The sequence below is a fragment of the Streptomyces eurocidicus genome, assembly GCF_002891295.1.
GTDB classification, from domain to species: domain Bacteria; phylum Actinomycetota; class Actinomycetes; order Streptomycetales; family Streptomycetaceae; genus Streptomyces; species Streptomyces eurocidicus.
On the sequence record NZ_LGUI01000004.1, the window covers coordinates 235,869 to 257,817 of the forward strand.

The 21,949-nt window shown below is 72.4% G+C and carries 21 protein-coding genes and 1 pseudogene; 15 read left to right on the top strand and 7 right to left on the bottom strand.

Going from position 1 to position 21,949, the window contains the following annotated elements; all coding sequences use genetic code 11:
• Positions 1-81 precede the first annotated feature (81 nt).
• Positions 82-429 carry a darcynin family protein gene (locus AF335_RS15145; protein WP_102918913.1) on the bottom strand — a complete coding sequence of 116 codons (348 nt, stop codon included), beginning with the start codon at positions 427-429 and terminating at the stop codon, positions 82-84.
• 98 nt (positions 430-527) lie between these two features.
• Between AF335_RS15145 and AF335_RS15150 the strand changes: the two genes are divergently transcribed.
• The 6 genes and pseudogenes from AF335_RS15150 to AF335_RS15175 all read left to right on the top strand — a co-directional run.
• Positions 528-1,244 (top strand): TetR/AcrR family transcriptional regulator, encoded by a 717-nt coding sequence (locus AF335_RS15150; protein ID WP_102918914.1) that lies wholly within the window; start codon positions 528-530, stop codon positions 1,242-1,244.
• Between the two features lie 202 nt (positions 1,245-1,446).
• The gene (locus AF335_RS15155; RefSeq protein ID WP_102918915.1) at positions 1,447-2,004 is read left to right on the top strand and encodes a PadR family transcriptional regulator; all 558 of its coding nucleotides are present in this window, start codon (positions 1,447-1,449) and stop codon (positions 2,002-2,004) included.
• Positions 2,005-2,107: 103 nt separating this feature from the next.
• Entirely contained in the window at positions 2,108-3,829 is a 1,722-nt protein-coding gene (locus AF335_RS15160; protein WP_102918916.1) for an acyl-CoA dehydrogenase family protein, read from the top strand.
• A gap of 205 nt (positions 3,830-4,034) precedes the next feature.
• Complete coding sequence (locus AF335_RS15165) at positions 4,035-5,636, top strand: M48 family metalloprotease (protein WP_102918917.1); 1,602 nt, start codon at positions 4,035-4,037, stop codon at positions 5,634-5,636.
• 118 nt (positions 5,637-5,754) lie between these two features.
• Positions 5,755-6,819: a hypothetical protein gene (locus AF335_RS15170; protein WP_221505743.1), complete on the top strand. Its 1,065-nt coding sequence runs from the start codon at positions 5,755-5,757 to the stop codon at positions 6,817-6,819.
• Between the two features lie 66 nt (positions 6,820-6,885).
• A pseudogene (locus tag AF335_RS15175) lies at positions 6,886-7,080 on the top strand (phosphotransferase-like protein); the annotation flags it as partial.
• A 157-nt stretch (positions 7,081-7,237) separates the two neighbouring features.
• Here AF335_RS15175 and AF335_RS15180 read toward each other — a convergent pair.
• Positions 7,238-7,807: a GNAT family N-acetyltransferase gene (locus AF335_RS15180; RefSeq protein ID WP_102918918.1), complete on the bottom strand. Its 570-nt coding sequence runs from the start codon at positions 7,805-7,807 to the stop codon at positions 7,238-7,240.
• A 48-nt stretch (positions 7,808-7,855) separates the two neighbouring features.
• Between AF335_RS15180 and AF335_RS15185 the strand changes: the two genes are divergently transcribed.
• Complete coding sequence (locus tag AF335_RS15185; protein WP_102918919.1) at positions 7,856-8,476, top strand: TetR/AcrR family transcriptional regulator; 621 nt, start codon at positions 7,856-7,858, stop codon at positions 8,474-8,476.
• Between the two features lie 70 nt (positions 8,477-8,546).
• Here AF335_RS15185 and AF335_RS15190 read toward each other — a convergent pair whose 3' ends face one another.
• The 3 genes from AF335_RS15190 to AF335_RS15200 form a co-directional block, all read right to left on the bottom strand.
• The gene (locus AF335_RS15190; protein WP_102918920.1) at positions 8,547-9,962 is read right to left on the bottom strand and encodes an NAD-dependent malic enzyme; all 1,416 of its coding nucleotides are present in this window, start codon (positions 9,960-9,962) and stop codon (positions 8,547-8,549) included.
• 39 nt (positions 9,963-10,001) lie between these two features.
• A complete protein-coding gene (gene aspA, locus AF335_RS15195; RefSeq protein WP_102918921.1) occupies positions 10,002-11,438 on the bottom strand; it encodes an aspartate ammonia-lyase in 1,437 nt (478 codons plus the stop codon).
• A gap of 68 nt (positions 11,439-11,506) precedes the next feature.
• Positions 11,507-12,508: an asparaginase gene (locus AF335_RS15200; protein ID WP_102918922.1), complete on the bottom strand. Its 1,002-nt coding sequence runs from the start codon at positions 12,506-12,508 to the stop codon at positions 11,507-11,509.
• A 139-nt stretch (positions 12,509-12,647) separates the two neighbouring features.
• Between AF335_RS15200 and AF335_RS15205 the strand changes: the two genes are divergently transcribed.
• From AF335_RS15205 to AF335_RS15220, 4 genes are all read left to right on the top strand, one after another.
• Positions 12,648-13,103 (top strand): Lrp/AsnC family transcriptional regulator, encoded by a 456-nt coding sequence (locus tag AF335_RS15205; RefSeq protein ID WP_102918923.1) that lies wholly within the window; start codon positions 12,648-12,650, stop codon positions 13,101-13,103.
• 307 nt (positions 13,104-13,410) lie between these two features.
• A complete protein-coding gene (gene tdh / locus AF335_RS15210; protein WP_102918924.1) occupies positions 13,411-14,439 on the top strand; it encodes an L-threonine 3-dehydrogenase in 1,029 nt (342 codons plus the stop codon).
• A gap of 146 nt (positions 14,440-14,585) precedes the next feature.
• The gene (locus tag AF335_RS15215) at positions 14,586-15,779 is read left to right on the top strand and encodes a glycine C-acetyltransferase (protein ID WP_102918925.1); all 1,194 of its coding nucleotides are present in this window, start codon (positions 14,586-14,588) and stop codon (positions 15,777-15,779) included.
• A 140-nt stretch (positions 15,780-15,919) separates the two neighbouring features.
• Entirely contained in the window at positions 15,920-16,834 is a 915-nt protein-coding gene (locus AF335_RS15220) for a LysR family transcriptional regulator (protein ID WP_102918926.1), read from the top strand.
• Positions 16,835-16,846: 12 nt separating this feature from the next.
• Here the strand turns inward: AF335_RS15220 and AF335_RS15225 are convergent, their stop codons facing one another.
• Positions 16,847-17,707: a maleylpyruvate isomerase N-terminal domain-containing protein gene (locus tag AF335_RS15225; protein ID WP_102918927.1), complete on the bottom strand. Its 861-nt coding sequence runs from the start codon at positions 17,705-17,707 to the stop codon at positions 16,847-16,849.
• Positions 17,708-17,866: 159 nt separating this feature from the next.
• Complete coding sequence (locus AF335_RS15230) at positions 17,867-19,099, bottom strand: helix-turn-helix domain-containing protein (protein WP_102918928.1); 1,233 nt, start codon at positions 19,097-19,099, stop codon at positions 17,867-17,869.
• Positions 19,100-19,456: 357 nt separating this feature from the next.
• Here AF335_RS15230 and AF335_RS15235 point away from each other — a divergent pair, with 357 nt between their 5' ends.
• The 4 genes from AF335_RS15235 to AF335_RS15250 all read left to right on the top strand — a co-directional run bounded on the left by AF335_RS15235 (position 19,457) and on the right by AF335_RS15250 (position 21,915).
• A complete protein-coding gene (locus tag AF335_RS15235) occupies positions 19,457-19,660 on the top strand; it encodes a hypothetical protein (protein ID WP_102918929.1) in 204 nt (67 codons plus the stop codon).
• A gap of 456 nt (positions 19,661-20,116) precedes the next feature.
• The gene (locus AF335_RS15240) at positions 20,117-20,788 is read left to right on the top strand and encodes a LuxR C-terminal-related transcriptional regulator (RefSeq protein WP_102918930.1); all 672 of its coding nucleotides are present in this window, start codon (positions 20,117-20,119) and stop codon (positions 20,786-20,788) included.
• A gap of 33 nt (positions 20,789-20,821) precedes the next feature.
• Entirely contained in the window at positions 20,822-21,589 is a 768-nt protein-coding gene (locus AF335_RS15245) for a hypothetical protein (protein ID WP_102918931.1), read from the top strand.
• A gap of 110 nt (positions 21,590-21,699) precedes the next feature.
• Entirely contained in the window at positions 21,700-21,915 is a 216-nt protein-coding gene (locus AF335_RS15250; protein WP_102918932.1) for an MbtH family protein, read from the top strand.
• The last annotated feature ends 34 nt before the right edge of the window (positions 21,916-21,949 follow it).

Sequence of the window (21,949 nt, forward strand, 5' to 3'; positions counted from 1 at the left end):
TTCCCGGCCCACATGGCACCCGCAAGATCACAGAGCCATTCAAGCCACCCGACCGGCTCTCCGGCAGCTCGTCGTACCCGCTCACCGCGCCCCGCCCCCGGCGGCGAGGGCCTGCTCGTACTCCAGGAACCCGTCCTCGACCCCGAGGAAGACGTCGTTGAAGGTGAGGTAGCCCTCGGCGATGACCGGGGTGTCGCGCAGGGCCTCGATGAGGAAGTAGTAGGCCCCCAGGTCGCCGGTCTCCAGCACGGCGAAGTCGGAGAAACGCCCGCCGAACGCCTCGGCGTCGAAGAACCGCGCCGTGACCCGGTCCGCGTAGGCGGCGAAGACCGGCTCCAGGTGCTGGGCGCGCATCGCGTTGCGCTGCTCGCGCGAGAGCGCCAGCCAGCGCGGCGTGACCGTGTACGTCAAGACGATGCCGTACGTCATGAGGACCCCCCGAAGAGATTTGCTAACACCGTTAACTTTCAGGCGTAAGCTAAAGTTACAGGCGTTAACTTTGTCAAGGGGAGGCGGAGGGCACAGTCGTGCCGAGCACAACGGGAACCGGTGCCACCGGCCGGCGGCACCGCGTACGCGAAGAGGCGCTGACCGAGATCCTGCGGACCGGGCGCCGGCTCCTGGTCGAGGAAGGACCGGCCGCCGTCACGCTGCGGGCCATCGCGCGCGAGATGGGCATGACCGCGCCCGGCCTGTACCGCTACTACGGCAGTCACCGCGACTTGATCCAGGCGCTGACCTCGCACCTGTACGACGAACTGGCCGCAGCCCTGGCCGAGGCGCGCGAGCGCCGTCCCGCCGACGAGCCCGGCCGGCGGCTTCAGGAGGTGTGCCGGGAGCTGCGCCGCTGGGCGCTGGCCCACCCGCGGGAGTTCGGGCTGCTGTTCGCCAAGCCGGTCACGGACGCCGACACCGCGCCCGGCTCGGCCGCACACGACCCGAGCTGGCGCTTCGGCGGCATCCTGCTGGACCTGATGGTCCAGCTGTGGCGCCGCGGCGGCATCCGGCCCGCCGCCGGCCTCGACCCCGCGTGGACCGCCCAGTTGGAGGAGGTGCGCGAGCACCTGGCGGGCGAACCCGTCCCACTGGAGGTCATCTACGTCTTCGTCTCCTGCTGGGCCCGCCTGTACGGGGCGGTGGCCGTGGAAGTCTTCGGCCATCTCGACTTCGCACTCACCGACCCCGAACCGCTCTTCGAGCACACCCTCCGCGACATCCTCGCCGCCCTGGGCGTCTTCTCGTGAGTGACCCTCCGCAAGGGTCCCGCGAGAGCCCCCGGACACGGCCCGTTTCCGCGGGCCGGTGTCCGTGAAAGCCCGCATCGCCGGGTACTCGCCGCCCTGAGTCCCGGCATGGCGCACACCGTCGCCCCGCCCGGGGCAGGTGAGCCGTGTCTCACCCGTGCCCTCTTGTCTATGCAACGAGTTGCATAGGAGGATCCGGGCCATGGCCCTCGAGCACGCGATCCTCGTCTCCCTGCTGGAGAAGCCGGGCTCCGGCTACGAGCTGGCCCGGCGCTTCGAGCGGTCCATCGGCTACTTCTGGACCGCCACCCACCAGCAGATCTACCGCGTTCTCAAGCGGATGGAGGGCGACGGCTGGATCGACGTCCGCGAGGTCCCGCAACAGGGGCGGCCGGACAAGAAGGAGTACTCCGTCGCCGCCCTCGGCCGGACCGTCCTGTCCCGGTGGCTCCACGAACCCATCGAACCCGAGAGCGTCCGGCACGACCTCGCCGTGAAGATCCGCGGCGCGGCCTTCGACGACCCGGTCGCGCTGATCGGCGAGGTCGAACGGCACCAGCGGGCGCACGCCGACCGGCTCACGCACTACCTCGCGGGGCAGCTGCGCGACTTCACCGGCCCCGACGCTCCCACCGCACAGGACGCCGGACAGGAGCTCCAGCACGCCGTCCTGCGCGGCGGCATCGCGTACGAGCGGATGATGCTCGCCTGGCTCGACGACGTACTCGCCACTCTCCACGGCCTCCGGCCCGAGCACTGAACCGGCGCGGGCGCGCCGCACACCCGCACCCCGGGGCGCTCCCGCACCACCTCACCGAACCGGCACCACACAACCGACCTTCCGGCAGGAAAGGCGAACAACCATGGCTGACCCGCTGCTGTTCAACCCGCACTCCTACGACCCGGCACACTTCGACCCCGAGACCCGCAGGCTGCTGCGCGCCACCGTCGACTGGTTCGAGAGCCGCGGCAAGCGCAAGCTGATCGAGGACTACCGTTCCCGCGCCTGGCTCGCGGACTTCCTCGCCTTCTCCGCCAAGGAAGGGCTGTTCGCGACCTTCCTCACCCCGGCCTCCGCCGCCGACGGGCACGAGGACAAGCGCTGGGACACCGCCCGCATAGCCGCTCTCAACGAGATCTTCGGCTTCTACGGGCTCGACTACTGGTACGCCTGGCAGGTCACCGTCCTCGGCCTCGGCCCGGTCTGGCAGAGCGACAACGCCGCCGCCCGCGCCCGCGCGGCCGAACTCCTCGGCCAGGGCGAGGTGTTCGCCTTCGGCCTGTCCGAGAAGTCCCACGGCGCCGACATCTACTCCACCGACATGCTGCTGGAGCCGGACGGCGCCGGCGGCTTCCGGGCGAGCGGCTCCAAGTACTACATCGGCAACGGCAACGCCGCCGGGCTCGTCTCCGTCTTCGGCCGTCGCACCGACGTCGAGGGCCCCGACGGCTACGTCTTCTTCGCCGCCGACAGCCGCCACCCCGCGTACCACCTCGTCAAGAACGTCGTCGACTCCTCGAAGTACGTCAGCGAGTTCCGTCTGGAGAACTACCCGGTCGGCCCCGAGGACGTCCTGCACACCGGCCGCGCCGCCTTCGACGCCGCCCTCAACACCGTCAACGTCGGCAAGTTCAACCTCTGCACCGGCGCGATCGGCATCTGCGAGCACGCGATGTACGAGGCCGTCACCCACGCGCACAACCGCATCCTCTACGGCCGCCCCGTCACCGCCTTCCCGCACGTGCGCCGCGAACTGACCGACGCCTACGTACGCCTGGTCGGCATGAAGCTGTTCAGCGACCGCGCCGTCGACTACTTCCGCTCGGCCGGCCCCGACGACCGCCGCTACCTCCTCTTCAACCCCATGACGAAGATGAAGGTGACCACGGAGGGCGAGAAGGTCATCGACCTGATGTGGGACGTCATCGCGGCCAAGGGCTTCGAGAAGGACACCTACTTCGCCCAGGCCGCCACCGAGATCCGGGGCCTGCCGAAGCTGGAGGGCACCGTCCACGTCAACCTCGCGCTGATCCTCAAGTTCATGGGCAACCACCTGCTGAACCCCGCGGAGTACCCGCCCGTCCCGACCCGCCTCGACGCGGCCGACGACGCGTTCCTCTTCCGGCAGGGTCCGGCCCGCGGCCTCGGCTCCGTACGCTTCCACGACTGGCGCACCGCGTTCGAGCCGTACGCCCAGGTGCCCAACGTCGGGCGCTTCCGGGAGCAGGCGGACGCGCTGTGCGAGTTCGTCACCACCGCCGCGCCCGACGAGGAGCAGAGCCGCGACCTGGACCTCCTGCTCGCCGTCGGCCAGCTGTTCGCGCTGGTCGTGCACGGCCAGCTGATCCTGGAGCAGGCGCACCTGACCGGCCTCGACGAGGAGGTCCTCGACGAGCTGTTCGCCGTCCTCGTCCGCGACTTCTCCGCGCACGCCGTCGAGCTGCACGGCAAGGACTCCGCCACCGCCGCCCAGCAGCGCTGGGCGCTGGGCGCGATCCGCCGGCCGGTCGTCGACGAGGCCCGTTCGTCGCGCGTGTGGGAGCGCGTCGCGGCCCTGTCGGGGACGTACGAGATGGCTCCGTAAGGACAGCGGGACGTGAGGCCGCCCGGTACCCCGGGCGGCCTCACCGGTCCTACGGGCACCCGGGCGCGCCCGGCCCGCCCCGCGGGAACGTCCTGCTCCTGGCGAAAATGATCCGGTCCGTTCGTGATTCGCACATATGATCCTCTCGCTCCTATTTCTTTCTTCTCGCGGGGGATTCTGCTCGGTGGGCACAACTCCGCGCGCGGTGCGCGCACTGATCCTGCTGGCCGGCTTCTATCTGGTCGCCCTCGTCGTACTCGGCGTGCTCGTCGGGGCCGACGCGGCCGCCTGGATCTGGGGGCCGCACCTGCTCGCTCTCAAGGTGACCGTCTTCTCCGCCCTGCTGGGGCTCCCGGTCCTACGCGGCCTCTTCGCCCTGGGAACGGACACCGGGGACGGGCCGGAAGCGCTCCCGGTCGGCGAGCCGGACCAGCCCGAACTGTGGCGTGCCGTACGCTCGCTGGCCGAGCGCTCCGGGACCCGGGCGCCCGACGAGATCCTCCTCACCGGGGACGTGAACGCGGCGGTCTCCGAGGACGCCCGGCTGCTGGGCCTGCTGCCCGGCCGGCGCCGTCTGTACATCGGCGTGCCCCTGCTGACCGGCCTCAGCGAGCCGCAGCTGCACTCGGTGATCGCCCATGAGCTGGGCCACTACGGAAACGCGGACACCCGCCTCGCGGGCATCACCCGGCGAGGCCACGACTGCGTGCTGCGCACCGTGGAGTCCTTCCAGGAGCAGGAGCGGAAGCGGATCGGCAAGGAGCGGTCCCGGCAGGAGAAGGCGGACGCCAAGCGCGTGCGCAAGGGCAGGAAGGCGCGGGGCGTCGACACCGGGCGCACCGGGCTCCGGTACCGGATGATGGCCAAGCCCTTCCAGGCGTACGCCCGGTTCTACCTGCGCGCCACCAACAGCGTGAACCGGCAGCAGGAGCTCGCCGCCGACCGGATGGCGGTCCGGGTCGCCGGCCGGGACGCCACGGCCTCGGCGCTGCGGGAGATCGCGGTGCTCGACGCCGCCCACGACTTCTACCGGAGCCGGTACGCGCTGCTGGGCGTCGAGGCGGGCCTCCTCCCGCCGCGCGGTGAGGTCGTCGGCGGCCTGCGGCACCTGCTCGCCGACCCGGGGCGCCGGTCCGATCTGGCGGAGATGCGCGGTGAACTGCCGGATGACGAAGAGTCCCCGTACGACTCGCACCCGCCGGTGGCCGAGCGGGTGCGGCTGATCGAGGCCCAGCCCGACGACGGCCTCGGGGCGGCCCCGGCGCGGCCCGCCCTGGCACTGCTGCGCGACACCGGGCGGGTGCTGGTGGAACTGGAGGACGTCCTCCTCACACCGGAGGCACGGGCCATGCGGCGGGTGGAGTGGCCGGAGCTGGCCCACCGGGGGATGTACGCCCGGGCGGCGGCCGCCGCCGAGGAGCTGCGGACGGCACTGGCCGCCGCGGGGATCGCTCCGGGCAGCCCCACGGGGGAGCTCACGGCGCTGCTGGACTCCGCCGACGCGGGCCGGCTGTGGCCGGTGGCGGGCCACCTGCCCAAGTCGCCGGAGGCGGCACGGGCGACGGGCAGGGCCGCGCGGGAGTTCCTGCGCCCGGCGCTGGAGGCCGGGACGCACCGGCTGGCGGAGCTGGCCCTGGTGGAGACGCGCGGAGCGTACTGGGAGCTGTCCTGGTCCGAGCGGACCCGGCTGCGGCTGCCCCGGGCCGCGGACCCCGGTGCGACGGAGGAGGCGGTGACGGCCGCGGTACGGGCCCTCCTCGCGGACGTTCCGGACACCGCGCCGCTGCGCACGCTCCTCGCCGGCTGAGCCCGGCACCTCCGGACCGGCGGCCTCACGGGGCCTTACGGGGCCCCACGGCCCCGGCCCCACGGCCTCACAGATCCACGAACACACGAACTCACGACTGATCGGACCTCAGAAACCCATGTCCTTCGGGATCATCCCGCTCACCGTCACCGTGCTCACTCTCTGCTTCTGGCTGCGGTCCAAGAGGCGCGCCAAGCGCGCGGAGAAGCGCGCCGCCGAGATCGGTGCGGACCTGCTGCCGCCGGAGCGCCAGAACAAGGACCGGGCGTTCCCGGACCCCGAGGCGGAAGCCGTGCTGGCGGCCCTCTCCAGGAACGACTGGCAGCCCGCCGCACAGGCGCTCGCCGCGGCGGGCACCGACTGGGAGCGCCGCTCCTATCTCGTCGGGGTCATCGCGGCGCGGGCGGCCGAGGAGGACGCCTGGCTGCACGCCTGGCAGGCCGCGCGCCCCGACGACCCGGACGCGGCCGTGGTCCACGCGGACGCGAAGGTGTCCCTGGCCTGGAAGATCCGTGGCGGGGCCTGGGCCAAGGACACCTCCGCCGAGCAGTTCGCGGGCTTCCTCCGGGTGCTGCGGGAGGCCAGGGAGGACTTCGCCCGGGCCGAGTCCCTGGCCCGGCCCGACGACCCCACCCCGTACCTCCTCCAGATCCCGCTGTACATGGGGCTGAGCGCCCCGCACGAGGCGCTGCTCGGGCTGTGGGCCCAGGTCACCGCCCGCGCCCCGTACCACTACGAGGCCCACTGGTACGCGCTCCAGTACTGGAGCGCGAAGTGGTGCGGCTCCCACGACCTCGCCCGCAACTTCGCCGCGCAGGCCGCGGCGACGGCTCCCCAGGGCAGCCTGCTGACGATGTTCCCGCTGGTCAGCTGGTACGAGCACAACGACGACGAGGCTCCGGAGGAGGCGTACGGCTGGCCGGAGATGAGGGGGATGACCGAGGCCGCCCTGGCGGATGTCGCCATGGCACGGCCGGACCACCCCAGGGTCGCGGAGGTCCGGCACCTGCTGGCCTACTGCCTGGCCAAGCAGGGGCGCCACGAGGTGGCCCTGGAACAGTTCCGGCTGGTGGACGGCTACGTCGGGGCCCTTCCCTGGCGCTACTACAACGACCCGGCCGCGATCTACTGCGTCGTCAGGGGCGTATCGCTCACCGCCGTGGCGGCGGGCACCGCCAAGTGAGCCGGCGGTGTGCGTGAGAGCCGATACTCGCTTTGCGCCGCGTGAGCGGCGCCTTACCGTGGCCCGATGACCACTCGGCTCATCATTCTCAACGGTGCCTCCAGCTCGGGGAAGTCCGGGATCGTACGGTGCCTCCAGACCGTACTGCCGGACCCCTGGCTGGCGTTCGGATGCGACTCGTTCGTCGAGGCCGTGCCCGCGAGGATGCGGTCGTCGGAGGACGGGATACCGTTCGGGCCGAACGGTGAGGTGAGTATCGGGTGGGACGGTCCGCCGCCGGAGAACGCCGTCGCGCGCCCCGGCCGTATGCCGGATCACCTCCGTGCGACCGGCGCGGCGGACCGTCGTCGCCCTGCACCGGGCCGCGTATCCGGATCACTCCCGCGCGACCGGCACGGCGGCGGCCGGAGCGAAGTGATCAGGCGGCCGCGCGGGCGGTTCGCCGGGCGGCCTGCCACTCGGGGGCGAGGACCGCCCAGATCTGCTTGTCGTGCCGGACGCCCTCGTACGGCCAGAATTCGCGCCGCACGCCTTCGAGCGTCATGCCGAGCCGCTCGGCCACGGCGGAGCTCCGGTCGTTGTCGGCCCGGCAGTGCCATTCGGCGCGGTGCAGCCCCCGGGTGGTGAACGCCCAGTCCAGCAGGGCGTGGCACGCCGGGGTGACCAGGCCGCGGCCCTCGGCGGCGGGTTCGAGCCAGCAGCCGATCTCGCAGGAGCCGGCGGCGGCGCTGAAGTCCGTGAACATCACTCCGCCGACCAGGGTGCCGTCGAGCCGGATGCCGTACAGGCGGGCGCCGTCCGCGGCCTGCCGTTCGGCGTACTTGCGCAGGGTTCCCCGCGCGCCGTCGGCATCGTCCGTGACGAAGGCCGGCCCGACCCACGGCCGGATGTGGTCGCGGGCCCGGTCCATATGGGCGGCGAACTCCTCGGCGTGCCATATCTCCAGCGGCTCGAGGAAGACGTTGTCCCGCAGCGGGAGGGAGAACATGATGACCCCATTCACATAACAAGCGTTACGGTTATGTACGGTAGCAGCATGCCACGCACCAAGGGGGACCACGAGTCCCGTCGTCGCGACGTCTCCGAGGCGGTCTGGCGGGTGTTGGCCGCGCACGGCTTCGGCGGGCTGACCCTGCGGGCCGTCGCCGCCGAGCTCGGCGCGACCACCGGTCTGCTCACCCACTACTTCCCCGCCAAGCGGGACCTGGTCGCGTACGCCCTCGACCTGCTCGAACAGCGCAGCGCCGGGCGTCCCCGGCGCGCCGCCGGAGCCGGCCTGGCCGCCGTGCGGGCCGCCATGCTCGACATCCTGCCGCTGACCGACGAGGCCACGGACGCCAACCGGATCTGGGTGTCCTCCTGGGACGTCGCGCTCGCCGACCCCGCGCTGAGCGGCGACCACGCCCGCAGGTACGCGCAGAGCCGCGACAAGCTGTGTGACCTGGTCGCCGAGGCCCAGCGGCTCGGTGAGCTGCCCGCCGGGGACCCGGTGCGCATCGCGGCCGGCGCCCAGGCGTTCACCCTCGGGCTGGTGGTGCAGGCCCTGTTCGCCCCCACGGCGTTCCCGCCCGACCGCCAGGCCGGGCTCCTCGACGACTACCTGGATTCCCTGGCGGCCGCACCCGCGACGCGCGACGCGGACGAGGTCCCGTCCTGAGCGCGCCAGGCGCTCGGGACGGGACCTCGGGAACCGGCCTCGTAGGCCGGGACGACACCGGCCGTGCGGCTTACTCGCCCTTGCGTGCCGCGAGGGCGGCACGCTTCACGGCCGCGGCCACCGCCTCGGTCGCCTGCGCGTTGAAGACGCTGGGGATGATGTAGTTCGCGTTGAGTTCGTCCTCGGCGACGACGTTGGCGAGGGCGCCGGCGGCGGCGAGCATCATGTCGGTGTTGACGGTGCGGGACTGGGCGTCGAGGAGGCCGCGGAAGACGCCGGGGAAGACCAGGACGTTGTTGATCTGGTTGGGGAAGTCGGAGCGGCCGGTGGCGACGACGGCGGCGCTCTGGCGGGCGATGCCGGGGTCGACCTCGGGGTCGGGGTTGGCGAGCGCGAAGACGATCGCGCCGTCGGCCATCGCGGCGACGTCCTCGCCGTTCAGGACGTTGGGGGCCGAGACGCCGATGAAGACGTCGGCGCCGCGGACGGCTTCCTTGAGGGTGCCGGTGATGCCCTCGGGGTTGGTGTTGTCCGCGATCCAGCGCAGGGCGGTGGCGGGGCCGGCGTCGACGAGGTCGGCGCGGCCGGCGTGGACGACGCCGTGGATGTCGGCGACGACGGCGTGCTTGACCCCGGCGGCGATCAGGAGCTTGAGGATGGCGGTGCCGGCGGCGCCCGCGCCGGACATGACGACCCGTACGTCGCCGATGGACTTCTCCACCACGCGCAGGGCGTTGGTCAGGGCGGCGAGGACGACGATGGCGGTGCCGTGCTGGTCGTCGTGGAAGACGGGGATGTCCAGGGCTTCGCGCAGGCGGGCTTCGATCTCGAAGCAGCGGGGGGCGGAGATGTCTTCGAGGTTGATGCCGGCGAAGCCGGGGGCGATGGCCTTGACGATCTCGACGATGGCGTCGGAGTCCTGGGTGTCGAGGCAGATCGGCCAGGCGTCGATGCCGGCGAAGCGTTTGAAGAGGGCGGCTTTGCCTTCCATGACGGGGAGGGCGGCCATGGGGCCGATGTTGCCCAGGCCCAGGACGGCGGAGCCGTCGGTGACGACGGCGACGCTGTTGCGCTTGATGGTCAGGCGGCGGGCGTCTTCGGGGTTCTCGGCGATGGCCATGCAGACGCGGGCGACGCCGGGGGTGTAGATCATGGAGAGGTCGTCGCGGTTGCGGATGGGGTGCTTGGACGCCATCTCGATCTTGCCGCCGAGGTGCATCAGGAAGGTGCGGTCCGAGACCTTGCCGAGGTGTACGCCTTCGATGCCGCGGAGTTTTTCCACGATCTCGTCGGCGTGGGCGGTGGAGGTCGCGGCGACGGTGACGTCGATCCGCAGCTTCTCGTGGCCGGAGGCGGTCACGTCCAGACCGGTCACCGATCCGCCGGAGGACTCCACGGCCGTGGTGAGCTGGCTGACCGCGGTCCCGCTCGCGGGAACCTCCAGCCGGACCGTCATCGAGTACGAGACGCTTGGCGCCGTTGCCATGGGGTTGCTTCTTCTTTCCGGGATCGTGCGGGGACTGTCTCAGACGCGGACGGCCGTGGCCGTGCGCGTGTGCGGGCGGGCGAGGTTGTCCGGGTGGAGGATCTCCTGGAGCCGCTCCGGGGTGAGCAGGCCCTTGGCCAGGACGAGGTCGTGCACCGAGGCGCCCGTGGTGAGCGCCTCCTGGGCGACGGCGGTGGCCTGCTCGTAGCCGATGTGCGGGTTGAGCGCGGTGGCCAGGCCGATGGACCGGGCGACGAGGCCGGCCAGGTGCTCACGGTTGGCGGTGATGCCGGTGACGCAGCGCTCGGCCAGGGTCAGACAGCCGGCCCGGAGGTGGGTGAGGCTCTTGAGGAGGCTGTGGGCGATGACCGGCTCGAAGGCGTTGAGCTGGAGCTGCCCGCCCTCGGCGGCGAACGTGACCGTCACATCGTTGCCGATGACCTCGAAGGCGATCTGGTTGACGACCTCCGGGATCACCGGGTTGACCTTGCCGGGCATGATGCTCGAACCGGCCTGGACCGGCGGCAGGTTGATCTCGGCGAGACCGGCGCGCGGGCCGCAGGACAGCAGGCGCAGGTCGTTGCAGGTCTTGGAGAGCTTCACGGCGATCCGCTTCAGCACGCCGGAGAGCTGCACGAACGCACCCATGTCCTGGGTGGCCTCCACCAGGTCACCGGCGACGGTGACCGGGATGCCGGTGATCGAGCCGAGGTGGCGGCAGGCGAGCGCCGGGTACGCGGGGTGGGCGTTGAGGCCGGTGCCGATGGCGGTGCCGCCGAGGTTGATCTCGCGGAGCAGCGCGCACGCCTCGGCCAGGCGCGCCCGGTCCTCGTCGAGCATGACGGCGTAGGCGGCGAACTCCTGACCCAGCGTCATGGGCACGGCGTCCTGCAGCTGGGTGCGGCCCATCTTGAGGACGTCCGCGAACTCCTCGGCCTTGGCGGCGAACGCCTCGCGCAGCACCTCCATGGCCTCCAGCAGGCGGACGGCGGCGAGCTGCAGCGAGAGGCGGACGGCGGTCGGGTAGACGTCGTTGGTGCTCTGCCCGGCGTTGACGTCCTCCAGCGGGTGCAGGTGCCGGTACTCGCCCTTGGCGTGGCCGAGGAGCTCCAGCGCGCGGTTGGCGACGACCTCGTTGGCGTTCATGTTGGTGGAGGTGCCGGCGCCGCCCTGGATGACGTCCACGACGAACTGGTCGTGCCACTGCCCGGCCCGGATCTCCTCGCAGGCCCGCACGATCGCGTCCACCTTGCGCTCGTCGAGCAGCCCCAGGTCGCGGTTGGCGAGGGCGGCGGCCTGCTTGACGGCCGCGAGGGCGGTCACCAGGTCGGGGTAGGCGGAGATGGGCGTCCCGGTGATGGGGAAGTTCTCCACGGCGCGCAGGGTGTGGACGCCGTAGTACGCGGCGGCGGGGACGTCGCGGTCGCCGAGGAGGTCGTGCTCGGAGCGGGTGGGGCCGGGGCGGGAGACCGACATGGGGGGATCCGATCGGGTGCGGTGGGGGAGGGCGGGGAGGGCACTCAGGAGGCGGCCGGGAGGGGCGCTCAGGCGGTGGCCGGGGCGCCGACGAGCCGGCGCAGCGCGTGGGTCCGCGCTTCCGTGCCGGCGGTGGTGAGCGCGGCGCTGAGGACGGCGATACGGGCCTGGCCGGCGCGGAGGGTGCCGGTGAGCACGGCCCCGGCGGCGGCGAGGTCCACGGCGCCGCCGTGGGTGTAGATCTCGGCGACGGGCCCCGAGGGGACGCGGGTGGTGAGGGCGACGAGGACGCCGCGCGAGACCGCCGCCCCGACGGCGGTGACGATCTCGGGGGTGGCGTTGCCCGCGCCCGTCGCGACCAGGACGATGCCCTGGGCGCCGGCCCGGACGGCGGCGTCGAACAGCAACGGGTCCGCGTCGCAGTGGTGCATGACGATGTCGACCCGGGGGAGGGCCGTGTCGTCGGCCGGCGCGGGCAGGGGCAGCGGCGCCGGGCGCTCGGGCCGCCCGTGGACGAGGATCCGGCCGTCCTTGACGTCGGCCACCGGGCTGCCGGAGGGGTCGGCGAACGCGTCGGCGGCCAGCGTCCGGACCTTGACCGTGCCCCGGGCGGCGTGCACCTGTCCGTCGAAGGCGATCAGGACGCCGTGGTCGCGCAGCGCGGCGGAGCCCGCCGCGAGCAGGGCGTCGTGGAGGTTGCGCGGGCCGTCGCCGTCCGCCGCCTCGAGCGGCAGCTGGGCGCCGGTGAAGACGATCGGGCGGGGGTCGTCGTGGTGGAGGTCGAGCAGGAAGGCCGACTCCTCCAGGGTGTCCGTGCCGTGCGTGACGACGATGCCGTCGACGTCCGGGTCGGTCAGCACCTCGTGCGCGGTCCGCAGCAGGGCGAGCTGGTCGCGGGTGGTGAGCCGGGCGCTGTTCACGCTCATCAGGTCGACGACCCGCACCCGGATGCCCTCGGGCACCGCGGCCGTGGCCAGGACGTCCCCGCCGCGTGCGTCGGCGGCGAAGCCGGACCCCTGCCAGCGGCTGGCGATCGTTCCGCCGGTGCTGATGACGACGACCTGTCCCACGTCGGCCCGCCCTTCCCAAGATCATTACGGTCGGCCACGGGGGAGTGGCGACCAGGCAGGGGAACGATAGGACGAATCGCGCGCAATCGGGTTGCTGAATAGAGCGTGATCGCGCCTATATGTGGTGGATAATTGCGCGGTGGACAGCATCGACAGAAATATCTTGCGCGAGCTCCAGGAGGACGGTCGTCTGACCATCCAGGAACTCGCCCACCGCGTCGGCCTGACCCCGTCCCCGTGCATGCGCCGCGTCCGCCAGCTCGAACAGGACGGCGTGATCCAGGGCTACCGCGCGATCATCAACCCCGAGGCCGTCGGCCGGAGCTTCGAGGTGCTCGTCTCGGTCGAGGTCAAGCGCGACCGCGCCGCTGTGGAGGCGTTCGAGGCGGCCCTCCAGGACATCCCCGACGTCATCGAGGCGTACCGCCTCTTCGGCAGCCCCGGCTGCATGCTCCGCATCGCCGTCGCCGACCTCACGGCCTACGAGCGGCTGTGGATCGAGCGGCTCACCGCGCTGTCCGGGATCACCGAGGTGAACTCGCAGATCGTCATGAAGCGCGTCAAGGAGCCGAAGGGGCTCCCGGTCGGGGCGTGACCCGTTCGGCGGTCACCCGTCCGGTCGGAGTCGGTCCCGTACGCGCCGCACCGCCCGGCGGGAATCCGCGGTCGCCGCGGCCCGTCCCGGGGCCGTCACGGCGGGGTCCGGAGGCCGGACGGCACGCCCGTCCCACCCGTGTGAAGCTCCGCTGTTGCCGCGCTTAAGAAAACCTCGATGGACTTGACGGCCGGGAATGGGCACATTGGTGCGCGCAAAGGATCACCACGGCGACCGTCCGCCCTGGCGGCAGCCCATCGGCCCGTCAGCGCCCGGTCAGCGCCCCCACGCCTGGAGCGGCATTTCAATGAAGGCACTCGTCAAGCACAAGGCCGAGCCCGGGCTGTGGCTCATGGACGTTCCCGAGCCCGAGACCGGCCCCGACGACGTCCTGATCAAGGTGCTGCGCACCGGTATCTGCGGCACCGACCTGCACATCCGTTCCTGGGACGGCTGGGCCCAGGGTGCCGTCACCACCCCGCGGATCCTCGGTCACGAGTTCGTCGGCGAGGTCGCGGCCGTCGGTGCGGACGTCCGTGACATCGCGGTCGGCGACCTGGTCAGCGGCGAGGGCCACCTGGTGTGCGGGAAGTGCCGCAACTGTCTGGCCGGCCGCCGCCACCTGTGCCGCAGCACGGTCGGTCTCGGCGTGGGCCGCGACGGCGCGTTCGCCGAGTACGTCGCCCTGCCCGCCTCCAACGTCTGGGTGCACCGCACGCGCGTCGACCTCGACGTCGCCGCGATCTTCGACCCGTTCGGCAACGCCGTCCACACGGCCCTGTCCTTCCCCCTGGTGGGCGAGGACGTCCTGATCACGGGCGCGGGCCCGATCGGCATCATGGCGGTGGCCGTGGCCCGGCACGCCGGTGCCCGCAACATCGTCATCACCGATGTCAGCGAGCCCCGCCTGGAGCTGGCCCGTAAGGCCGGTGCGACCCTCACCCTCAACGTCGCCGAGTCCAGGATCGCCGACGCCCAGCGTCAGCTGGGCCTGCGCGAGGGCTTCGACGTCGGCCTGGAGATGTCGGGCCGCCCCGAGGCCATGCGCGAAATGATCGACAACATGACGCACGGCGGCAAGATCGCCATGCTGGGCCTGCCCGCCCAGGAGTTCCCCGTCGACTGGGCGAAGATCGTCACCTCGATGATCACGGTCAAGGGCATCTACGGCCGCGAGATGTACGAGACGTGGTACGCGATGACCGTCCTCCTCGAAAGCGGCCTGGACCTCAGCCCCGTGATCACCGGGAAGTACTCCTACAAGGACTTCGGCGAAGCCTTCGACGAGGCTTCCACCGCGCGCAGCGGCAAGATCATCCTTGACTGGACCGCCTGACCGCCCCACTGCCCGGACAGTGGCACCGGCGGCTCCACGAGCCGCCCCGGTCCACCCGGCTCAGACCACCGGTCGGCAGCCCGTCACCCGGCCGACCGGTGGTGAACGCCGCCCACTCCTTCCTTTCCTCCCCAAGGAGCCCTTGCATGTACACGTCCGTCCGTGACGACCTCCGCGCCGCCCTCGACGAGATCCGCGAGGCCGGCCTCTTCAAGCCCGAGCGCGTCATCGGCACCCCGCAGAGCGCCTCCGTCCACGTCACGGCCGGCGGCGCCCCCGGCGACGTCCTGAACTTCTGCGCCAACAACTACCTCGGCCTCGCCGACCACCCCGAGATCATCGGCGCCGCCAAGGAGGCCCTGGACCGCTGGGGCTACGGCATGGCCTCCGTCCGCTTCATCTGCGGCACCCAGGACGTCCACAAGGAGCTCGAGGCGCGCCTGTCGGCCTTCCTCGGCCAGGAGGACACGATCCTCTACTCCTCCTGCTTCGACGCCAACGGCGGTGTCTTCGAGACCCTCCTCGGCCCCGAGGACGCCGTCATCTCCGACGCCCTCAACCACGCCAGCATCATCGACGGCATCCGCCTGTCCAAGGCCCGCCGCCACCGCTACGCCAACCGCGACCTCGCCGACCTCGAGCAGCAGCTCAAGGACACCCAGGACGCCCGCCGCCGCCTCATCGTCACCGACGGCGTCTTCTCCATGGACGGCTACGTCGCCCCCCTGCGCGAGATCTGCGATCTGGCGGACCGGTACGACGCCATGGTCATGATCGACGACTCGCACGCCGTCGGCTTCGTCGGCCCCACGGGCCGCGGCACGCACGAGCTCCACGGCGTCATGGACCGCGTCGACATCATCACCGGCACCCTCGGCAAGGCCCTCGGCGGCGCCTCCGGCGGCTATGTCGCCGCCCGCGCGGAGATCGTCGCCCTGCTGCGCCAGCGCTCGCGCCCGTACCTCTTCTCCAACTCCCTCGCCCCCGTCATCGCGGCCGCCTCCCTGAAGGTCCTCGACCTCCTGGAGTCGGCCGGCGACCTGCGCGAGCGCCTGAACGCCAACACCGCGCTCTTCCGCACCAAGATGACCGAGGCCGGCTTCGAGATCCTGCCGGGCGACCACGCCATCGCCCCCGTCATGATCAGCGACGCCGCCGAGGCCGCCCGCATGGCCGAACTCCTCCTGGAGCGCGGCGTGTACGTCATCGCCTTCTCCTACCCCGTCGTCCCCATGGGCGCCGCCCGCATCCGCGTCCAGCTCTCCGCGGGCCACTCCACGGCCGACGTCGAGCGTGCCGTGGCCGCGTTCGTCGACGCCCGAGAGGCCCTCAAGGGCTGAGCCGGCGAACCCGGGCGCGGTCCGCGACAGGCACCGCGCCCGGGTCCGTACGCGCCCGGGGTCGTACGCGCGTACGCCCCGGCCCCGGGCACGGCCGCCGCCCTGAACCGGGGCCGTGCGATCCCTGGCAAAATAGCCGGGTGATCGACCCCCGGCGGCTGCGCATCCTGCGCGCCGTGGCGGACCACCGCACGGTGACCGCCGCGGCCGCGGCCCTGTACCTGACCCCCTCGGCCGTCTCCCAGCAGCTCGCGGCGCTGGAACAGGAGACCGGCCACGCCCTGCTCACCCGCAGTGGCCGCGGGGTACGCCTGACCGCGCCCGGCGAGATCCTGCTGACCCACGCCCACGAGGTCCTCGCCCAGCTGGAGCGCGCCGAAGCGGAACTCGCCGCGTACGCCGGCGGCACCGCCGGCGAGCTCACCGTCGCCGCCTTCGCCACCGGCATCGCCGAGGTCCTCGCCCCCGTCGTCACCCTCCTCGCCGACCGCCACCCCGGCATCCGGCTGCGCGTGCGCGACGCGGAGGGCGACGAGAGCCTGCTCCTGGTCCTCGACGGCGGTGCGGACGTCGCCCTCGCGGTCGAGTACCGGGGCGCGCCCCGCCAGGACGACCGGCGCCTGATCCGGGTCCCCCTCTACGCCGAGCCCTTCGACGCCGTCCTGCGCGCCTCGCACCCCCTCGCGGGGGAACCCAGGATCCGCCTCGACGCGCTCGCCGACAGCGACTGGGTCGGCCCCTACCCCGGCAACCCCTGCCATGACGTTACGGTCCTGGCCTGCGAACTCGCCGGGTTCCAGCCCCGCCTGGTGCACTCCTCCGACGACTTCCGCGCCGTGGTCGCCCTGGCCGGCGCGGGCGCCGGGGTGGCCCTCGTGCCCCGCTCGGCCCTGCGCGGCATCGAGCTCAAGGACACCGTCGTCCGCCCCGTCGAAGGCCGGACCGCCACCCGCCGTGTCTTCGCCGCGGTCCGCCGGGGCGCCGAGGACCACCCCCTCATCCGGCCCGTCCTCGACGCCCTCAAGGAAGCGGCCGGATCGCTGTCCACGGACTGAACCGACGGGCCGTCAAGGACTGGCGACGAGCCGGCCGAGGCGTGGGGCGAGCCACGGCTTCCGGCCGGTCGCGCTGATCCGGCCGCACGCGACCACTCTCCAGAGCGGCGTGCGCCGGAACGCCACGAGGAGGAACGCGGCCGGCGCCGCCGATATCCGGCAGTCGTAGGCGCGTGCCGACGCGTCACGGGTCACCGTGGCCGTGCCGTCGGCGATGACGACCGCCAGTCGCGGACCGCCCCGGATGGCGAGGTCGAACGCGATGCCGACGTCGCGGGCCCGCTCCGTGTCGAGGGCGAGCGGCATCATGGTGGGCATCGCCTGGCCGATCACCAGCCGTGCCTCCTCGGCGCCGATCGCCCACGGCAGCCGGGCGCCGCGCGCGATGTCGAGGCCGTGCACCAGGGTCTCGCCGAGCACCAGCCCGGTGGCCGCCGCCAGCGTCAGCGTCACCTGTTCCCCGTACCAGGGGGCGGCCACGGGGGTGTCCGGAGCGAGCCCCTCGGTGGCCCGCAGGAACGTCTCGCCCCGCTCGGTCACGAAGTCGCCGAGGCGTTCGCGCCCGTCCGCGTCGAACAGGCCGATCGACTTGGCGTTCACCTTCGTGATCCGCTCGATGAACGAGCCGTCGCCGGGCGGCAGGACGGCGCCCCAGTCCTCGAACTCATGGGTGAAGGCCGAGCCGTACGCGAGGAACACGGCACCCACATGCGCGCCGACGTCACCCACGGTCCACACCGGCACCCCGGAGGGCGCGCCGGGGTCGGGCACGTCACGCAGCAGACGCGCCAGGCGGGGAACGGCGGCCCGCAGGGCGGCGCGGGTCCTCTCGTGCTCGACGACGGGGTCCGGGCTGCTGCCGGCAACGCTCACGTCACACCCTCCTGGCCGCGGACGGGCGGACAGATTACCGCCGGGTACCGAAGAGCGGTACGGATCGGACGGGTTCTCCCGCAGGGGCGCGGTGCCCGCCGACGCCCCTGCCGACCCGCTCAAGGGCTCCGGCGGGGGTCACGCCCCGTCGGTGTCCCCTCAGGTGGCGCTCCTCGGTGCCGGCAGCCGGTCCGCGGAGAGGATCTCCGCCAGCACCCGCCAGATCTCCGCGGCCAGGTCGACGTTCGATCCCTTGTGGGTCCGGTCGCCCAGGGCACGGAGGTTCTCCGCGGCCTCGTCGACGCGGCCCTCGTGGGCGAGCAGCCGGTTGTACAGGACGTCCAGCCGGACGCGGTCGCGGAACGTCAGGCGCAGCTTCGCCCGGTGGAGAGCGTCGTGCAGGCCGCGCGCGTCGTCGAAGCGGCCTTCGTGGAAGGCGAGGTGGGCCTGGAGGGTGGTCAGCTCCTGGCAGTGCAGGGCGGTGCCGATCAGGCCGAGCACGGGCTCGACCTCCTCCAGGCGTTCCCGGGCAGCCTCGGTGGCGGGCGGGGTGAGCTGGAGGTAGAGGGAGCTCGCGGCCAGCCGCAGGCGCATCCACAGCAGAAGGCCGTCATGGCTGCTCATGCGCTCCAGGGCCCGTTCGAGCAGCACCCGGGCCATGGCGTGGTCGCCCTGCCGGAAGCGCACGGTCGAGGCCGTCCACATGGCCTCGATGGGCAGCGTTCCGCTCAAGTCGTGCGTCAGGTCGCACAGTTCGTCCGCGTGTGCCCGGGCCTCCGCCAGGCGTCCGGCCTCGGCCTCCACGGACACCAGTGCCAGCAGGGCGCCCGCCGTGTCGCGTACGGACGACTCACTGTCGCGTGCGATGCGGTACGCGGCCTCCGCGGCCTCGGCGGCGCGGGCTATCTCACCCATCGAGCGTAGGCACTGGGCGAGCTTGGTGCAGGCACGGGTGCGCAGTTCGGGGAGGCCGAGCTCGTCGCCGAGCTCGACGAGCTCCTCCAGATGGCCGAGCTCCGCCGCGCGCTCGCCCTGCTTGTGCTTGGTCCTGGACAGCAGCCACAGGGCCTGCCAGCGCAGTGCCCGGTCGCCCTCGCCTGCCAGGCGCAGGGTGCAGGCGAGCTCCAGGATGGCGTCGTCCGTCTCGGCGGACGTCGCGACGGTGAGGGCCTGGGCCAGGGAGTCGGCCTTGGGCTCGGTGAAGTCGGCGGGCTGTACGCCCAGCCGTTCGGCCAGGAAGGCGACGGCCCGTTCGGTCGGCTGCCGGGCGCCGGACTCCAGTCGGGACAGATAGCCGGTGGACATTCCGTCACCGACGAGCGCGGCCTGGGACAGGCCACGCTCGGTCCTCAGTTGCCTGAGCCGTCGTCCGAAGGACGGCTGTTCGAGCATGTGATCAATCCCCAGCGGTGGTCCGGACCGTCCGCGGCCCCGGCCCGCGGCGATCGTTGAGATCGCAGGCTAGCCCACGGCCGACAGTTGACAAAATGTTGCCTGGTGTCGGGTCGGCGACGTCCACCCGGTCGATGGCAGGTCAAGACGTCGACGTCCCTGGGTGTGCGGGGGGTTGGGAAATGCTCTCGCAAGGGTTCCGCCATCAACGGGGAAGGTTATTCAACTCTGCTTGCCAAACGATTGGCAAGATCTTGCCTACTGTTCGAGGGATCCACTAGTTTACTGGGCGGTTGGAGGCGACAGCCTGGCAATCCCGGGGCGTCTCGTCATGCTCCACAAACTCAGGGGGAAGCAGTGCAGAAGATCCTGCGGTATGCCCGCGTGCCCGTCGCCGTGTCCATGGCCGTCGGCGCGGCCGCTCTCACCGTCGCTCTCACCGGGCCCGCAGGCCCCGGCATCGACTGGCCCGGCCCCGGCCGCTCCACCGTCGCCATCGACTGGCCGGTGGGCGACTCCGGACAGCCCGGGCGGTTCGTCCACCCGCCGGTCGCCGTCTGAGCAGCGAACCGGTTGTTCCGGTTCCCTCCCGCTCCTCTCCCCTGACGACCCGGCCGGGGGCGGCGCAGGGCTACCGGCCGCCAGGACGGCTCCGTGGGCCCCACCGGCCCGCGGCCTGCGGGTCCCCGCGCCATGACGTCCGCCGGACGGACGCACCGCGACGCGCGGGCCGCCGCGACGAACCAGGTGTCGTGACCGATACCGACACCACCGCACGCCGGGACACCACCCCCCGGCCCGCACCGACACCCGCCGCCGGTGACCGCGCGGCGCCGGCACCACTTCGCGCGGACCCGCGTACGGACCTCCACGGAACGCCCGTACCGCCCGTACCGCCCCCTTCGCCGGCGAACGCGCCGTCCTCGGCCGCGACCCGTCGAGCCCCCTCTTCCGACTTCGACCGACCTTCTTCGCCGGTCCGCGCCGGTCCGGCATTCGCGAGGAGCATCGAACCCCGTGCCCATCAAAGTCCTCATCTGTGACCAGCTCCCCCTTATGCGCGACGGATTGCGCACCCTCCTCGGCTCCCTGCCCGACATCGACGTGGTGGCGACCACCGACAGCGCCATGGAAACCGTGGTGCTCACCCGTACCCAGCGCCCGGACGTCGTGCTGATCGGCTTCGCCGAGCTCGACCCCGCCCTGGACCTGATCCGCCGGCTCGGCGTGGAGGACCACCCCCGCGACAACCCCCCGCACGCCGTCGTCTTCCACTCCGACTACACCGACGCCATCGTCGCCGACCTGCTGTGCGCCGGCGCGAAGGGGCTGGTCAACAGAGACGCCACCAGCGACGAGGTGATCGCCGCGACCCGGACGGCCGCCCGTGGCCGCACCGTGCTCGGCCCCGAGATCGTCGACCGCCTCGTCGACTGGTTCCGCGAGCGCGGCGCCGCACCACGCGCCGACGAGCGGCCCGAGGTCGACGGGCTGACCCGGCGCGAGCGCGAGGTGCTCCAGCTCATCGGCCGCGGCATGTCCATCGACGACGTGGCGAGGGAGCTGTACATCGGCATCAGCACCGTACGCACCCACCTGCACCGCATCCGCCACAAGCTCGACCTCAAGGACCGCGCCCAGCTCGTCGCCTTCGCCTACCAGACGGGCCTCATGAGAGAAGCGGCCTGAGCCCCGCCCGCACCCGCACAGGAGACCCCGCCCATGCCCGCAGCGCCCGCCGACGACGCCGTCACCTTCACCGTCCCCTCCCGCTTCAACGGCCCGCCGGACTCCGCCAACGGCGGCTACGCCTGCGGGCTCTTCGCCCGCCTCGGCGCCGCCCGGCACGGCAGGGACGTCGCCGTCACCCTGCTCGCCCCGCCACCGCTCGACATCGAACTGGAGTTCCATCCCGCCGGGCGCCGCTCCCGGATCCACCACGGCGACCGGCTGATCGCCACCGTCACCGCCGACACCGGCGAACTCCCCGTGATCGGGCCGGTGTCCGGTGCGGCGGCGGCCGCGGCGTCCCGGGCGTTCACCGGCGGGCGGGGCCACCCGTTCCCCACCTGCTTCGTCTGCGGCGTCGACCGCGAGGAGGGGGACGGGCTGCTGCTCGCCCCCGGCCCCGTGCCGGACCTCCCCGATACCGTGGCCTGCCGGTGGACGCCCGGCCCCTCCGTCACCGACGGCGAAGGACACGCCGAACTCCCCGTCCTCTGGGGCGCTCTGGACTGCCCCGGCGGATGGACGGACGACCCCGCCAGGGAACCCATGGTGCTCAGCCGGATGACCGCCCGGATCACCGAGCGGCCCCGGCTGGGCCGGCCCCACGTCGTCGTGGGGCGGCGGATGCGGCGCGCGGGCCGCACCGCCGTCAACGCCACCGCCCTGTACACCGAGGACGGACACCTGATCGCCCACGCCTCGGCCGTGTGGGCCGCCGTCAACGACACGTCCACCTCAGGTGCGTTGCGCGTCCACAGCTGAACCCTCCCGGAATCCATCACCGCGTGGACGCGGTACCGCCGCCCCGGCGCATAGCTTTTCCGCGAAACGTGCCGCGGAAGGCGGATACCGGCAGCAGAGAGGGAATCGCGATGACCACAGCCGAGGAAGCTGATTCCACCGTCTGCTCCGTCGTCGTCAACGACGAGGAGCAGTACTCCATCTGGCCCGCCGGGAATCCGGTGCCCGCCGGCTGGCGCCCGACCGGATTCCAGGGCGGAAAGGCCGAGTGCCTGGCCCACGTGGCCGGGATCTGGCTCGACATGCGTCCGCTGAGCCTGCGCCGGACGTCCGCCGACGCCGCCTGACCGGGCACTCGGCACCCGGTATCCGAATTCCCGC